Source organism: Actinomadura barringtoniae, assembly GCF_017573505.1.
GTDB lineage: Bacteria > Actinomycetota > Actinomycetes > Streptosporangiales > Streptosporangiaceae > Spirillospora > Spirillospora barringtoniae.
In genome coordinates this window covers 311,665-326,949 of sequence record NZ_JAGEOJ010000012.1, presented here as the reverse complement: position 1 = coordinate 326,949, position 15,285 = coordinate 311,665, and the positions used below count along the sequence as shown (strand labels likewise).

10 protein-coding genes are annotated in these 15,285 nt (G+C 70.6%); 6 read left to right on the top strand and 4 right to left on the bottom strand.

The features are described 5' to 3' along the window. Window positions 1-16: 16 nt before the first annotated feature. A complete protein-coding gene (locus J4573_RS56250) occupies window positions 17-2,137 on the bottom strand; it encodes an ATP-binding protein (protein ID WP_208259135.1) in 2,121 nt (706 codons plus the stop codon). A 386-nt stretch (window positions 2,138-2,523) separates the two neighbouring features. Between J4573_RS56250 and J4573_RS29460 the strand changes: the two genes are divergently transcribed. The 5 genes from J4573_RS29460 (at window position 2,524) to J4573_RS29440 (ending at window position 9,004) form a co-directional block, all read left to right on the top strand. Beyond that, window positions 2,524-3,552, top strand: coding sequence for an alpha/beta hydrolase (locus J4573_RS29460; protein ID WP_208259134.1), 1,029 nt, complete (start codon window positions 2,524-2,526; stop codon window positions 3,550-3,552). A gap of 187 nt (window positions 3,553-3,739) precedes the next feature. After that, a complete protein-coding gene (locus J4573_RS29455) occupies window positions 3,740-5,752 on the top strand; it encodes a sensor histidine kinase (RefSeq protein WP_208259133.1) in 2,013 nt (670 codons plus the stop codon). Continuing rightward, window positions 5,749-6,126, top strand: a complete 378-nt coding sequence (locus tag J4573_RS29450; protein WP_208259132.1) for a DUF742 domain-containing protein — start codon at window positions 5,749-5,751, stop codon at window positions 6,124-6,126. The genes J4573_RS29455 and J4573_RS29450 overlap by 4 nt, the downstream gene beginning before the upstream one ends. Next, complete coding sequence (locus J4573_RS29445) at window positions 6,107-7,387, top strand: ABC transporter substrate-binding protein (protein ID WP_208259131.1); 1,281 nt, start codon at window positions 6,107-6,109, stop codon at window positions 7,385-7,387. The genes J4573_RS29450 and J4573_RS29445 overlap by 20 nt, the downstream gene beginning before the upstream one ends. A 99-nt stretch (window positions 7,388-7,486) precedes the next feature. Continuing rightward, window positions 7,487-9,004 (top strand): PstS family phosphate ABC transporter substrate-binding protein, encoded by a 1,518-nt coding sequence (locus J4573_RS29440; protein ID WP_208259130.1) that lies wholly within the window; start codon window positions 7,487-7,489, stop codon window positions 9,002-9,004. A 13-nt stretch (window positions 9,005-9,017) separates the two neighbouring features. Here the strand turns inward: J4573_RS29440 and J4573_RS29435 are convergent, their stop codons facing one another. From J4573_RS29435 to J4573_RS29430, 3 genes are read right to left on the bottom strand one after another with little or no spacing between them, the layout of a single operon-like run. Continuing rightward, window positions 9,018-10,709: a beta-L-arabinofuranosidase domain-containing protein gene (locus tag J4573_RS29435; protein WP_307796993.1), complete on the bottom strand. Its 1,692-nt coding sequence runs from the start codon at window positions 10,707-10,709 to the stop codon at window positions 9,018-9,020. Beyond that, window positions 10,592-11,509, bottom strand: a complete 918-nt coding sequence (locus tag J4573_RS56245; protein ID WP_307796982.1) for a glycoside hydrolase family protein — start codon at window positions 11,507-11,509, stop codon at window positions 10,592-10,594. Before J4573_RS56245 ends, J4573_RS29435 begins: the two co-directional genes overlap by 118 nt. 36 nt (window positions 11,510-11,545) lie before the next feature. Beyond that, on the bottom strand, window positions 11,546-14,059 hold the full coding sequence (locus tag J4573_RS29430; RefSeq protein WP_307796981.1) for a LamG-like jellyroll fold domain-containing protein: 2,514 nt from the start codon (window positions 14,057-14,059) through the stop codon (window positions 11,546-11,548). A gap of 136 nt (window positions 14,060-14,195) precedes the next feature. Between J4573_RS29430 and J4573_RS29425 the strand changes: the two genes are divergently transcribed. Continuing rightward, window positions 14,196-15,284, top strand: a complete 1,089-nt coding sequence (locus J4573_RS29425) for an ABC transporter substrate-binding protein (protein ID WP_208259127.1) — start codon at window positions 14,196-14,198, stop codon at window positions 15,282-15,284. Window position 15,285 lies beyond the last annotated feature (1 nt).

Genomic DNA, 15,285 nt, shown 5'->3' with positions numbered 1-15,285 from the left:
ATCTGTCGGGGCATCCCTACTCCGGCTCCGATTCGCCTGCTCCGTTCGCCCGAGGTGGCGCGGCGTCGAGCGCGTACCCGACGCCGGTAGAGAAGGAAAGGTCATGGCCTTGCCAGAACGCCTTGTCATAGGCGTCCGCGCCGAGGGCCTGCCGGGCCTTGCGCTCGCTCGGCTCGCGCATCGTCCTGAGCTCGGAGTAGCCGCCCTGAGGCATGCCGAAGGAGGCCCACAACCTGTCGGCGAACCCGAGCAGCCGGGCCGCCCGTTCCGCCTCGCCGCCCGACGCCGCGATGGTGGCGAGCAGGTCCAGCGCCAGGGCGGTGCTCGTCCGGTCGGGGAGCTGCTCCTTGAACCGCAGGGACTCCCGGGCGTACCAGGTCGCGGACTCGACGTCGCCGCGCCGCAGCTCGGCGAGGCCGCGCATGGAGTCGGCGAACGAGCGGACCCAGCGCTCGCCGTGCTCATCGCACAGGGTCCGGCACTCCTCGAGCCGGACGATGGCCAGGTCGACGTCGCCCTCCAGCGTGTGCGCCATGCCGCGCACCGCGATGGTGAAGAGCAGCCCGGTGCCCGAGCTGCCTCCCTGGCGGTACAGCGCGATCGCCTCGTCCAGGCGGGCGCCGCCGTACTCGTGGTCGCCGCGGAGCGTGGCGGTCGCGCCCTCGAGGTAGGAGAGCTGGGCGGACGTGGCGGTCAGATGCTGCTCCTCGGCGAACGGGCGGCATCGTTCGATCAGCTCTCGCGCGGTGGCGGGGTCGCCCTGCAGCGTGGCGATCCTGGCGCCCTCACCGAGCGCTCTGGTCAGCGCCGGGCTCGGCGGCAGGTCCAGGGCGAGGTAGCGGTCCAGGTAGTACCGGCCCTCGCGGATGAGGCCGCTGGTGCCCCAGAAGAAGTAGAGGCTGCCGGCCAGCTCCAGCCCGGCCTCGTGCTCGGCCGGGTCGGTGAGGCTGAACTCCAGCGCGGCGCGCAGGTCGGAGCGTTCGCGGCCCATCCGCTCGCACCACTCGACCTGGTCGGGCCCGCACCATTCGGCCACGCACCGCCGGGCCAGCGCGAGGTACTGGTCGCGGTGGCGGCGCTGCAGGCCGATGTGCTCGCCGAGCGCGGTGAGCCACTCCCAGCCGTACTCGCGCAGCGTGTCCAGCAGCCGGTAGCGGGTGCCCTGGCCGCCGTGCGGCGGCTCCTCCAGCAGCACCGACTTCTCGGTGAGGCGGTTCAGCAGGCGGGGGACCATGCCGACCGGGATCTGCGCGTCGGCGCACACCGCGGTCACCGCGGCGGCGTCGAACGGCCCGGCGAACACCGCCAGCCGCGCCCACATCAGCCGCTCGACCGGCTCGCACAGCTGGTGGCTCCAGCCGACCGCGGCCCGCAGCGTCTCGTGTCGCGCGACCGCGCCGTACCCGCCCGACAGCAGCTTGAAGCGGTGGTCGAGCTGCTCCAGCATCTGCTCGATCGTCAGCGTCTGCACCCACACCGCGGCCAGCTCGATGGCCAGCGGGATCCCGTCCAGGCGGCGGCACAGCCGGCTCACCTCTGCGTGGTTGCGCGGGGTCAGCAGGAAGCCCGGGTCGGCCGCCCTGGCGCGCTCGGCGAACAGCATCATCGAGTCGCACCACGCCCGCCGCGAGTCCATCGAGCCCGGGTCGGGGTCGATCGCGCCGGGCAGGCCCAGGCCGGACGGGCCGGCGTCGAGGAAACCGGTGTCGAGGGCGCCGGCGAGGGAGTCGGTGTCGGTGGAGTCGGGCTCGGGCACGGCCATCGGCGGCACCGCGAAGACCCGTTCGACCGCGACGCCGAGCGGGCGGCGGCTGGTGGCCAGCACGCAGGAGCCGGGCGAGGCCGCCAGCAGCACCTCGGCGAGCATCGCGCAGGCGTCGAGCAGGTGCTCGCAGGTGTCCAGGAGCAGCAGCACGTTCCGCTCGGCGAGGAAGTCCGACAGCACGTCGATCTGGGGGCGGACGGTCTGGTCCTGCAGGCCGATCGTGTGCGCGACCACGTGCGTGAGCATCGCCGGGTCCTGGAGCTCGGACAGCTCGACGAGCCAGACGCCGTCGGGAAAGTCGCGCGCGGCCGTCTCCGCCGCGCGCAGCGCGACCCGGCTCTTGCCCACGCCGCCGACGCCGGTCACGGTCACCAGCCGGGAGGGTCCCAGCAGTGCGCCGATCTCGGTCAGTTCTTTCCGTCGTCCGACAAAGCTCGACAATTCGGCCGGAAGATTTCCGGTCGGGGGCCTGGCATAGTCGACCAACTGAACCACTCCCGTGTGGTGTCCCGGCGCGTTCGCGCACCGAAGACACCTCAAGGTTAGTACGGTCGGTCCACTCGTGTCCTCCCAATCGGCGACACATTGCACTACGGGGAATGGACCGTTCCTACGTGTACAAGCTTCACGTTGGCCACCAATTTTCACGAAGGCCGCGAAGCGACCTTAAGATCGAAATTATCTGCGCTACATTCTTACTCCCTAAAGATCGGGCCCCTGGACCGGAACCCGTTCATTTCAGATACCGGAGAGAATTCATGCGCCGGATTCCCGCGATGTGCCTGGCCACGATCGCGACCGCTCTCCTCGCCGCGGGGCCTGCCGCGCCCGCGCGCGCCACGCAGACCTGCTCGACCGTCACCGTCCCGGCCGCGCTGACCGAGGGCGGCCCGGCGAACCAGACGATCTCGGGCGAGCTCTGCACCCCCGCCACCTACGCCGGCGGCGTTCACCGCGTCGACGTGCTGGTCCACGGCGCGACCTACGACCACCGCTACTGGGACTGGCCGCAGGACCCGGGCACCTACTCCTACGTCAAGAAGACGACCGACGCGGGCCGCGCCGCGTTCGCCTACGACCGCCCCGGCGACGGCGCGAGCACCCGCCCGGCGAGCGCGTCGCTGAGCGTCGCGGCCGACGCCTACGTGCTGCACCAGCTCGTCCAGAACCTGCGCGGCCAGGGCTTCTCGCAGGTCACCGTCGTCGGCCACTCGATGGGCTCGATGGTGGCGATCAAGGAGGTGGGCGCCTACGGCGACGCCGACCGGCTGGTCGTCACCGGCGTCGTCCACCCGCCCGCGCTCGGGCAGGGCGCCGTCATCACCGTCGGGAGCTTCTACCCGGCCGCGCTGGACCCCGCGTTCGCCGGCCAGGTCCTGGACCCCGGCTACCTCACCACCCGGCCGGGCACGCGGGCCGGCGCCTTCTACGACACGGGCACCGCCGACCCGTCCGTCATCGCCTACGACGAGGCGCACAAGGACCTGGTCTCCGCCGTGGAGCTGGCCGACGCGGGCGTCCGCCTGGCCACGCCCGCCGGGCTGAACGACACCAACGCCGTTCACGCGCACACGCTCGTCGTCGTCGGGCGCGAGGACACCAGCTACTGCGGCGTCCTGCTCGACTGCTCGCAGGATTCCAACGTCCGCACGAACGAGCTGCCCTACTACAGCTCGGCCGCGAGCGTGTCCGCCGCCGCGATCGCGGACACCGGGCACGATCTGACGTTGCATCCGTCGGCGGGCGACTCGTTCGACCGGATCGACCAGTGGATCCAAACGCACTGATGGTTTTCACCGTCTGTAGTGGTCCATGCTGACCACCCGGTCGTCCGAATGAGGTCAAAATTCGCGAAGTCCAATCGACCCACCGAAAACGGGAGTAGCTTCCGGCTACTCGCGTGAGCCTTGTCACACGCCCGTCACCTGGCTCTCGTGCGTCACCCCGCCCCACTGACGCCTGCCACGAGGACAGATGACCGGACGAGCGCGATCGACCCAGGCGCAATCGATCAAGACGAAGATCATCGTTCTGCTGATCGCCCCGATCACCGCGCTGGTGGCGCTCTGGGCGTTCGCGGCCACCGTGACGCTGCGCGACAGCCTGCGGCTGGTCCGGGCCAAGACCTTCAACACCAAGGTCGTCGACCCGACCAACGCCCTGGTCGGAGCGCTCCAGGACGAGCGGCGGATGTCGCTCGCCCAGCTCGGCGACGACGCCACGATCGGCCGCACCGGCCTGGACGCCCAGCGCGCCCGCACCGACCAGGCGGCGGCGGTCTTCCGCCGGTCCACCCGGGACCCGGACGTGCGCGCCGCGACCCGGCCCGTGGCGCGCCGCCAGATGGTGCTGGTCGTGAACTCGCTCGGCGGACTCACCGCGCTGCGTGGCGCGGTCGACCGGCACACCACCGACAGCGCGTCGATCGACCGGCCGCAGGCGCTCGCCCGCTACACCGAGCTGATCGACCAGACCGCGGGCATCTTCGACGAGGTCTACCCCGACGACCGCGACGTGGTCCGCGACACCCGCACGCTGGTCGCGATGGAACGCGCCCGCGAGAACCTGTCCCGCGAGGACGCGCTGGTCACCGGCGCGCTCGCCGCCGGCAAGCTCAGCGACGTGGAGTACCTGCAGTTCACCCGGACGGTCGGGGCGCAGCGCTTCCTCTACCAGGAGTCGGCCCGCGCGCTCCCGGCCGCCGAACGGGCCCGGTACACTGCGATCCTCAAGGGCCGCGAGTACCAGCGCTTCCAGGACCTGGAAGAACGCCTCATGCAGAGCGGCCGCGACTCGGGCCGCCCGCCGGTCGACGGCGGCGCGTGGCGTACCGCCACCGAGTCGGTCAACGGGCAGCTGTCCGGCGTGGCCTCGGGCCTGCGCGCGACGACGGTGGCACGCGCCAAGGACAACGCCACGACCGTGCTGGTGCGGCTCGCGCTGGCGGGCGGCCTCGGGCTGATCGCGGTCGGCATCTCCCTGGCCGTCGCGTTCCGGGTCGGGCGCCGGCTGGTCCGCGAGAGCCGCGCCGTCGCCGCCTCGATGAACGCCTTCACCGGCGAACGGCTGCCGCGCATCGGCGAGGCGGCCCGCGCCGGCGAGGAGATCCCCGACGAGCCGCCGAGGCCCGGCTACACCATCAGGGAGATCGACCAGATCGACGAGGCGTTCCTGGAGGCGCGCCGCGCGGTCGTGCGGGCGAGTTCGGGCGAGGCGGCCGCGCACCGGCGGCTCGGCGACATCCTCATCAACCTGGCCCGGCGCAACCAGTCGCTGCTGCAGCGCCTGCTGTCGATGCTGGAGGCGATGCAGCGCCGCGTGGACGACCCGGGCGAGCTGGAGCAGCTGTACGAGCTGGACCACGTCGCCACCCGCATGCGCCGCCACGCCGAGGGCCTGGTCATCCTGTCCGGCCGTTCCGCAGGGCGCGTCTGGCGTACGCCCGTGCGCGTGGTGGACGTCGCGCGCGCCGCGACCTCGGAGGTGGAGGACTACACCCGCGTCGAGGTCGTGCCGATGCCGCGCGTCGCGGTGCAGGGCCGCGCGGTCGCCGACATCATCCACCTGCTCGCCGAGCTGGTGGAGAACGCGCTGAGCTTCTCCCCGTCGGAGACGATGGTGCGGGTCACCGGCCAGGGCGCCGCGCACGGCTTCGCCATCGAGATCGAGGACCGCGGGCTCGGCATGCCGCCCGAGGAGCTGGACGCGGCCAACAGCAGGCTCGCGCACGCCAGCGAGACCGACTTCTTCGACAGCTCGCGCCTGGGCTTCTCGGTGGTGACCCGGCTCGCCCAACGGCACGGCATCAAGGTCACGCTGCGCGGTTCGCCGTACGGCGGCGTGCTGGCGATCGTGCTGATCCCCGGCGAGCTGCTGGCCGAGGCCGTGGCCGGTGCCCTGCCCGCCGGTCCCAGGGCCGCGCCCGGCGCGGTGCCCGAGTCCGGCGCGGTGCCCGCGTCCGAGCCCGCGGGAGCCGAGCCCGGATGAGCGAGGCCGACGACGAGCTGTGGGTCGACGACCAGGCCGGGCCTGTCGTCCGGCCGTTCACCGTCGCCCGCGGCCGCACGCGGCGGACGGGCGAGGCGCTGGACCTCATCGCGGTCGTGCTGACGGCCGAGGTGCCCGCGCCCGATCCGCTGACCCTGGGCCCCGAGGACGAGGCCATCCTGGAGCTGTGCATCCGCCCGCAGAGCGTGGCCGACATCGCCGCCGCGCTCGCGCTGCCGGTCGGCGTGGTGCGCGTCCTGCTCGGCGACCTGTCCGACCGCGGCCTCATCGTCGTGCGCCGCCCCGCCTCGCCCTCCGCCGCGCCCGACGCCGGCCTACTCAGGGAAGTGATCGATGGACTCCGTGCGCTCTAGGGTGCTCGGCACGCTGACCGCCGCCGCGATGCTGGTCTCGTCGGCGGCGTGCGCCGGGGGATCGGACGCCTACGCCAGCCCCGCGCCCGGGGTGACCAAGAAGGCCTGCCCGCACGCGGTGAACAAGAAGCACGGCTGCATCTACCTCGGCGTGATCTCCGACCTGACCAGCGGCCCGTTCAAGGCGCTGGGCGTCGCCTCCACGCGCGCCGAGCAGGCGTTCTGGGAACGCGTCAACCGGCAGGGTGGCATCGGCGGCTACGACGTGGACGTCACCACCTACGTCCGCGACAACCACTACGACGTGGCGACGCACCGCAAGGCCTTCGAGGAGATCCAGGGCAAGGTGCTGGCGCTCGCCCAGACCCTCGGCTCGCCCCAGACCGACGCGATCCTGGAGGGCCTGCACGCCGCCAAGATGATCGCGGTGCCGGCCTCCTGGACGTCCAAGTGGGAGTTCGAGGACGCCATCCTGGAGTCGGGCACCAGCTACTGCTTCGAGTCGATGAACGCCGTCGACTACATGGCGCAGAACTCCACGCTCAAGAAGACGATGGCCGTCCACTACTCGGGCGACTACGGCGACGACGCCGCGGCGGGCGCCAAGGTCGCCGCCGACGCGCACGGCCTCACCCACGTGGACGTCAAGACCGCGCAGGGCTCCTCCAAGGCCGCCGTCGACGCGATCGTCCGCGAGAAGCCCGACCTGGTCATGCTCACCACAGGTCCCGCCGACGCGGCGGTCATCGTGGGCGAGTCGGTCGCGCGCGGCTTCAAGGGCAGCTTCGTCGGCTCCAACCCCTCCTGGGACAAGTCGCTGCTGAAGGGCCCGGCCGCCAAGGCGCTGAAGACCCGCTACCTGCTGGCCGCGCCGTGGAAGCCGTTCGCCACCGACGACCCCGGCCACACCGCGATGCGCGCCGCGCTCGGCGAGGTGGACCCGAACGACTCCTTCACCGCGGGCTGGACGGAGTCCTATCCGCTGAAGGCCGTCCTGCAGCGGGCCGCCGACGACAAGAAGCTCACCCGCGAGGGCGTGCTGGACGCGCTCAAGCAGACCACGTTCGTCGACTACGAGGGCATCCTCCCGAAGGCCGCGGGCAACTTCTCCGGCGATCCCAACTCCGCCGCGTTCCGCCAGTCGGTGATCGGCCGCCCCGACGACCGGGAGTTCACCGGCATCAAGATCATCACCGACTTCTTCGCCGGCCGCACCGCCCAGACCTACCGCCTCGGATCCCCCTGCAACAAGACGAGCTGAGGCCCGAGAGCGCCGCGGAGCTCAACGAGCGGTGAACTCTCGCCGAAACCTTGTCCCGGCAGTCATGAAACGGTCTCGCGACTTCTACCTTGGGCCTGCGTGAACAGTTTTCCGTGGGGGGTCGTTCTCGCGGTCTTCGGTGTGGTCGTGCCGATCATCGCGTTCCTGTACGAGTTCGTTCTCGTCGGGCGCAAGCGGCTGGGTTACCGCGTGCAGATGGACACGATCGCGACCGACGAGGTGCATTCGGAGTACGCGGGGGCGCTCCAGCAACTGCGCAAGAGCGGCGGGGACCCGCTGGTCGACCCGTCGTTCGTGCTGCTGCGCATCGAGAACAACGGCGCCACCCACATCGACACCAGCGACTACGCCGTGCTGGACGACGACAAGGTGGGGGTACGGGTCCGCTTCCCGGGCCGCCGCGTCGCGGGCATGGTGGTGACCGAGCTCAGCGACGGCTTCCTGCGCCACTCCTTCAGCGAGACCTCCGGGCTGAACGCGGTGGACGGCGTCATCGAGCTGCCCAAGGTCCCGATGAACCGGGCCGCGCACTACAAGGTGCTGGCCGCGCTGGAACGCCACCCCGACAACGACAACGGCCGGAGCGTCGCGTTCGCCGACCCCGAGGTCGTCGGCGGCATCAAGGGCGGCGCGGGGCGCGGCGGGCTGCAGGAGACCAAGAGCAACGCGGGCACGTCGCTGCGCGCGGTCTGGCTGGTCGCGTTCCTGGTCGCCGTCATCGTCGCCCAGTCGATCATCTCGTTCGGCGACGACAAGACGCCGCTGGACTGCGCCAAGGGCAAGCTCATCATCACCGGGTCGACGGCGTTCAGCCCGGTGCTGCAGGAGGCGACCAGGTCCTACGCCCACTCCTGCAGCGGCGCGCACTTCACCGTCGACACCAAGGGCAGCGCCGAGGGACTGCAGCGGCTCAAGCCGGGTGGCGGCATGCTGGCGTTCAGCGACGGCGTGAAGCCCGACGGCTATCCGCAGCTGATCCAGCGGCCCGTCGCGTTCTCCCTGTTCAGCGTCGTGGTCAACAAGGACGCGGGCGTGCAGGACCTGTCACTCCAGCAGATCAGGAAGATCTACAACGGCCAGGTGTCCAACTGGCAGGACGTCGGCGGCAAGGACCAGCCGGTCCGGCTGGTCGGCCGCTACTCCAACTCCGGTACGCGCAAGACGTTCGAGCAGCGGGTCCTCGGCGGCAGGCGCGAGCCGGGCGATACCTCCGACGACTGCCGCGAGCCGGCCGCGGGAGCCCAGGGTGGCGTCCCGCGGTGCGCGCGCAGCTCCACCGAGGACCTGCTGGACGTCGTGGCCCATACGCAGGGCGCGATGGGCTACGCCGAGGAGGGCGCCGCCTCGAGCCGCGGCGATCTGCAACTGGTGCGGATCGGCGGCCACAAGGCGACGCTGGAAGAGGCCGACCACGGCGCCTACCCGTTCTGGGAGACCGAGTACGCCTACACCTACGGCGAGCTCCCGTCGGGATCGCTCGCGGCCAGCTTCATCCGCTACCTCACCAACGACGTGGGCAAGGACATCGTGCGGGCGCACGGCCCCCGACCCTGCGACGAGCTCCGCAACGCCTACCTCTGCCAGCCCTCCAAGTAGCGGGAAGGCCGCATCAGGGGTTCATCCTCCATTCCAGGATGCCGCCGGAGAATCCGCCGGCGAGCTGTACCTCCACTCGGAAGGCGGTGGCGGTGACCGGGGTGAAGGTCACCTTGTTGTAGGTGTCGCGGGCGACGCCGTACCCGGACGGGTTCTGGACCGGTTTCCAGGCCGTTCCGTCGATGTACAGCAGCCGCCAGGAGACCGGCACCCGGCACGCCCCGGCTCCGGTGTCGTCGAACCAGTACACGGCCGCGCTCGCGGCCTGCAGCGGCTTGTCGAACTCGTACTGCACCCACTCGGTCGTGCCCTGGTGGTCCCACCAGGTGAAGCGGGGGATCGACTGGTCGCCCGAGCCGGAGGGCTCCACGCCGTCGCACAGCGCCTCGGTGGTGTCGCCCTGCCACACGTGGGACGCGCTGGTGTTCGGCGGCAGGATCCACTGGTGGGCGTCCGGCCCGTGCCCGATGACCGGGAACGAGGTGATCCGCAGCCGCGCCGCGCCCATCGGGATGAGCGAGACCGTCTCGGCCTTCTCGGCGGAGGCGACCGGGCCGTCCTGGAGCGTGCGGACGACGTTCTGGCGGTCCACGCGCCAGTTGGGGATCCGGCGGGCGCGGGCGCGCAGCTCCAGCGGCACCCCCTCGCGGGTGAACGGGTCGGACCCCGACGGCGTGCGGCGGCGGCTGGTGATCGTGCCGCCGTCCAGGCCGTAGTTCCAGGCCGATCCGGCGATGACCTCGTACTCGGGCCAGGCGTCGCTGCCGCCCGACCGCCGCCAGTTCTCCTGGATCTCCAGCGAGTAGGTGAGCGGGCCCCGGTCCACCGAGACCGAGGAGTGGTTGGAACGCCAGGTCCGCGTGGCGACGCGCATCGGCAGGCGCAGCTGGACCGTGTCGCCGGCCTGCCAGACCCGCTCCACCCTGATGTAGCCGGGTGTCTTGGCCGCCGGCAGCGTGAGCCGTGAGCCGTTGACGCGCAGCTCTGGGGCGGCGGCGCACCAGCGCGGCACCCGCAGGTACAGCGGGAACGACACGGCCTTGTCGGGCGCGACCTTGAACTGGACGTTCTCGTCGAACGGATAGGTGGTGTCGGCGGTGATGGTGACGTTCGTGGCGTCCTTGCCGACCTTGGCCTTCACCGTGGACGCGGCGTACATCGAGGCGCACAGTCCCGCGTCGAAGGTCGCCAGCCACAGCTCCTCGGCGAAGTAAGGCCAGCCCATGCCGTAGTTGTGCGGGCAACAGCGGTAGTTGTGAACGCCCGGCATATAGGCCTGCATGGCGAAACGGTTCTGGAACTGCCCGTCGGTCTTGGCGACGTCGTCCAGCTGAACGCTGTTGGCACTGGTGACGTAATGGGTGCCTTTCTGCTCAGGATCGAACGCGGCGGGAAGGGAGTTGAACGCGATGTCCTCGCAGCGGTCGGCCCACACCGGATCGCCGGTCATCCGGGTCAGCAGCTCGAAGCTGTGCATGTACTCCACGAACCCGCACGTCTCGAAGCCCTGCCGCGGATCGCCGAAATGCGGCCGGCAGTTCTCGTCACCGGCGAATCCGCCGCCCGCGAACTGCCCGTACGTTCCCATCACCGTGTCGTAAATGCGGTAGGTCGCCGCGCGCAGGGCCGGGTCGGCGGCGAGGACCCCGTACTGCGACGGTTCACGGAAGCCCTGGGCGAGGTTGACGTTGTGCCAGGTCGGGATGGTGTGCACGTAGTCGGCCGAGCCGGCGTGGATCTTGTGGGCGAGGTCGAGCAGCCAGCCGTCGCCGTCCGGTTGTAGAGCCAGTAGACGCTGTCGAGGTTGTCGCCCCACCGGAACGCGCCCCAGCCGCGCGCGAACACCTCCGGCGGCTGGCCGTTCTGGAAGCGCAGATAGGCGGTCAGGAACGGCACGATCCGGTCGTCGCCGGTCGCGTCGGCGTACGACCGCAGCGCGTCCATCACCGGCATGTGCGGCCAGAAGTCCGGCCCGCCCTCCAGGGACGTGCGCTTGGCGGCCGGGCCGAACCAGCCGTCGGGCTGCCCGGCCGCCAGGATGCCGTCGATCCAGCGGCGCGCGAGCGTACGGGTGCGATCGTCGCCGGTGACCAGGGCCAGATCGCTGAAGCCGCGCAGCCAGTAGGGCAGCTCCTCCCAGCCGTCTTTCTCGGGATGCACCCAGCCGCAGTCGTCGTAGGCCAGGTAGTCGGAGACCTCGGTCATGCGCCCGTTCAGGCCGTTCAGCTGCAGGTCGAGCCGGCCGCGCAGCCAGCCGCCCGGCCGGACGCTGCCGGGTGGGAGCCGCAGGAACGGCTCGGGCTGGAGCGGGGCGCGGTTGGGTGTGTAGTGGCCGCCCGCCGTTGTCGTCTGAACGGTGGCCATCACCTGGACGTCGGTCGCTGCGGAGGAGGTCTGGGAGGCTGAGGAGGTCTGGGAGGCTTGGGCGGTGCCGGTGGCCGTCCCGGCGACGGCGACGCCGCCCGCGGCCACCAGGCCGTGCTTGAGGAACTCTCGGCGTTCCATTCGGTCTCTCCCTTTGCGGAACGGCTTCCTGCCGGGCTACCGGCCGGATTCGTAGAGAGCGGACACCTCGGCGGCGCTGAGCGCGCGGTCGTAGAGGTGGACCTGGTCGAGGGCGCCGGGCCAGTAGTCGACGGGGTTGCCGCCGTACTTGCCCCGGCCGATGACGGTGTGGCCGGTGGAGGGGTCACCCAGGCACGCCGCCGCGCTCGCGCCCGACTGCTTGCCGTCGACGTAGAGCGTCAGCGTGCCGTTCACGGCGTCGCGAACGCCGGTCAGGTGATACCAGTGGCCGGTCTCGGGCGGGCTGGACGACAGCGCGCGCAGCCCGGCGAAGCTGAACGCGAACCGGTCGTCGGGGCCGGAGTACTGCAGGTAGAAGGCGCTGTTGTTGGTGCCGTCCTGGCTCACCGCCGTGCCGAACGACCTGAGCTTGTCCAGCTTCACCCAGGCCGAGACGCTGTAGTTGCCGGTGGTGTCCAGGATCGCCGCGCCCGCGTCGGCGTACTGGTCCGAGCCGTTGAACTGCAGGCCGCCGGCGTTGTGGCCGGTGGTCCACTGCGGGCCGTTCACAAGCGTCGCGTCGTGCGGGCCCGCGACGTCCTTGGCGGTGGTGCCGCTACCTTCGTCGAACGGGTAGAAGCTCACGCCGTCCAGCCCCGGCTTGCCCGGCGGGAACGTCGGCGGCTCGCTGCTGGTGCCCGACGCCGCGATCAGCTTCTCGTTGGCGGCCTTGACGGCGGCGGCGTCGGCCTTCAGGACGCGCCGGTCGTAGGTGTAGATCCCGTTGATCTCGTTCTCGACATCGGTGATCTGCGTGTAGACCGACGCCGACACCGCGCAGCGCTTCTCGACCGTGAGCATCTTGTCCTGCAGCTCGGTGTAGCGCCTGGTGAGCGTCGCCGAGTCGGGCGTCATCTCGTAGGCGAAGCCGTGGTCGGGGTCGTACATGTGGCCGTCGACGCGCAGCCCGAGCCCGCCGTACTCGCCGGCGACGACCGCACGGGTGGTCGAGGCGGAGGGTGCGCCGGGACCGACGTAGGTGTGGTCGTCGTAGATCTCGCCCTCGCCCTGGTCGGGCAGCGAGTCGCAGCAGTTCACGCCGCTGTTGGCGTCGACCAGGCGGCTCGGGTCCCACGACTTCACGGCGTCGGCGATGCGCTTGGGCTCGTACTCGCCCCAGCCCTCGTTGAACGGCACCCAGACCACGATCGAGGGGTGGTTGTGGAGCTGGGCCATCATCGCCCGCATCTCGGTCTCGTACTGAGCCTTCACGGCGTCGGATGGCGTGTGGCCGCCGAACGTGGCGGGCATGTCCTGCCAGACCAGCAGGCCCAGCCGGTCGGCCCAGTAGTACCAGCGCGAGGGCTCGACCTTGATGTGCTTGCGGACCATGTTGAAGCCGAGCTTCTTGTGGGCTTCAAGGTCGAAGCGCAGGGCCGCGTCGGTCGGCGCGGTGTAGATCCCGTCCGGCCAGAACCCCTGGTCGAGCGTGCCGACCTGCATCACGAACGTGCCGTTCAGCATCATCCGGACCTTGCCGTCGGGGCCCTTGGCGTTGGTGATGGACCGCATGCCGAAGTAGGAGCCGACCTCGTCGGCGACCCGGTTGCCGTTGCCGTCGCGCAGCCGGACGTGCAGGTCGTAGAGGAACGGGTCGTCAGGCGTCCACAGATGGGCCTTCGGCACGGGCAGCTTGAGCTCGGTGCCGGGCGCGCCGGTGACGCGGCCGACCTCGGTGTCGCCCGCGTACGCGACCGCCTCGACCGTCTGGCCGCTGGTCTGGCCTCCGGCCGTCTTGACGGTGAGGCGCAGGGCGCCTGCGGCCAGGTCTGGCGTGGACTGGAGGTTCTCGATGTGCGCGGTGGCGACCGGTTCCATCCAGACGGTCTGCCAGATGCCCGAGGACGGGGTGTAGAAGATCCCGTCGCCGGGCTTGCGCTGCTTGCCGACCGCCTGGGAGCCGATGTCGGTGGTGTCGGTGACGCCGAGGATGATCTCCTGCTCGCCCTTGCCCTTGTTCTTCAGCGCGTCGGTCACGTCCACGCTGAACGGGTCGTAGCCGCCGGTGTGGGTGAGGAGCTTCTGGCCGTTCACGTACACCGTGGCCTGGTAATCGACCGCCCCGAAGTGCAGGAGCAGCCGGTCGCGGCGCCAGGACGGGGGGAGGGTGAACGTGCGGCGGTACCACATGCGGTCCACGTGCCGCTGGATGCCCGAGAGCCTGGACTCGACCGGGTAGGGCACCAGGACCCGCTCACCGAGGTCGACGCCGATCGGCGGCGGCTGCCCGGCGGCGGTCTCGGCGAACTGCCACGTGCCGTTCAGGTTCTGCCAGCGCTCGCGGGTGAGCTGCGGCCGCGGGTAGTCCGGGAGCGCGTTCGTCGGTGTGACCTGGGCCGTCCACGGGGTGGTCAGGTCGGTCGGCGTGGTGATGAGCAATGGTGCCTTCCCTGGGCCCGCGGCGTGCGCGGGCGCCTGTGCGAGGAGCGCGACCAGGAGGACCGCGAGGCCGAGAAGTCCGGTGGCCGCCTGTGATCTTCGATTCTGCACGGGATGGGCTCCCTCCGGTGGGGGTGGCCTCATCATGAGGACGGTTGACCGCTTTTGCAATATTCAGATCGCTGTTGACAGAAATGGACCGGGATGGCTCAATGGGCGCACCCATCGCCCCGAGGAGGGACTGCTGATGAAGGTGCCTCAGGGCAGCCATGCCGGCCGCACCACCGTGCTCGCCTCGCTCGTCTCCCTGTCCATCGTCCTGACCGGTTGTTCCAAGTCCGAGGACTCCTCGGGCGGCGACTCCGGCAACGCGCAGGGCCAGCAGCAGGTGGCCCAGACCCCGGCGGCGGGCACCGGCCCGTCGTGCACGCTGACCAAGTTCGGCGCGACCAAGTTCGATCCGAAGACCGCGGTCGTCGGCTTCTCCCAGTCGGAGAAGGAGGCCAACCCGTTCCGCATCGCCGAGACCAAGTCCATCAAGGACGAGGCCGGCAAGCAGGGCGTCTCCGGCCTGAAGAGCACCAACGGGCAGTCGCTGTTCAACAAGCAGATCAGCGACGTCCAGCAGCTCATCGCCCAGGGCGCCAAGGCCCTGGTCATCGCGCCCCTGAACTCCGACGGCTGGGAGCCGGTGCTCCAGCAGGCCGCGGGCAAGAAGATCCCGATCATCACGGTGGACCGGAAGATCAACGCCACCGCCTGCAAGGACTACCTGACCTTCATCGGCTCGGACTTCACCGAGCAGGGCCGCCGCGCCGCCGACCAGATGATCAAGGCGCTCGGCGGCAAGGGCAAGGTCGCGATCCTGCTCGGCGCGTCCGGCAACAACGTGACCACCGAACGGACCGACGGCTTCAAGAAGGAGATCGCGGCCAAGGCCCCGAACATCAAGATCACCTTCGAGCAGACCGGCGAGTTCGCCCGCGAGAAGGGCCAGCAGGTCACCGAGCAGCTGATCCAGAGCAACCCGGACGTGAACGCCATCTACGCCGAGAACGACGAGATGGCGCTCGGCGCCGTGACCGCGCTGAAGGGCGCCGGCAAGAAGCCCGGCCAGATCAAGATCGTGTCGGTGGACGGCACCCGGAACGCGGTGCAGGGCATCGTTGACGGCTGGATCTACGCCGTGGTGGAGTCCAACCCCCGGTTCGGCCCGCTGGCCTTCCAGACCCTGCAGAAGTTCCTGGCGGGCGAGTCGATCCCCGAGAAGATCATCATCTCCGACCGCGAGTACGACTCCGGCAACGCCAAGCAGTCCCTGTCCGGCGCGTACTGAG

Excerpts from the sequence above, each read along its gene's own strand:
- J4573_RS29455 (WP_208259133.1), top strand. The coding sequence starts at position 3,740 with ATGACCGGACGAGCGCGATCGACCCAGGCGCAATCGATCAAGACGAAG.
- J4573_RS56245 (WP_307796982.1), bottom strand. The coding sequence starts at position 11,509 with ATGGAACGCCGAGAGTTCCTCAAGCACGGCCTGGTGGCCGCGGGCGGC.
- J4573_RS29445 (WP_208259131.1), top strand. The coding sequence starts at position 6,107 with ATGGACTCCGTGCGCTCTAGGGTGCTCGGCACGCTGACCGCCGCCGCG.
- J4573_RS29460 (WP_208259134.1), top strand. The coding sequence starts at position 2,524 with ATGCGCCGGATTCCCGCGATGTGCCTGGCCACGATCGCGACCGCTCTC.
- J4573_RS29425 (WP_208259127.1), top strand. The coding sequence starts at position 14,196 with ATGAAGGTGCCTCAGGGCAGCCATGCCGGCCGCACCACCGTGCTCGCC.
- J4573_RS29450 (WP_208259132.1), top strand. The coding sequence starts at position 5,749 with ATGAGCGAGGCCGACGACGAGCTGTGGGTCGACGACCAGGCCGGGCCT.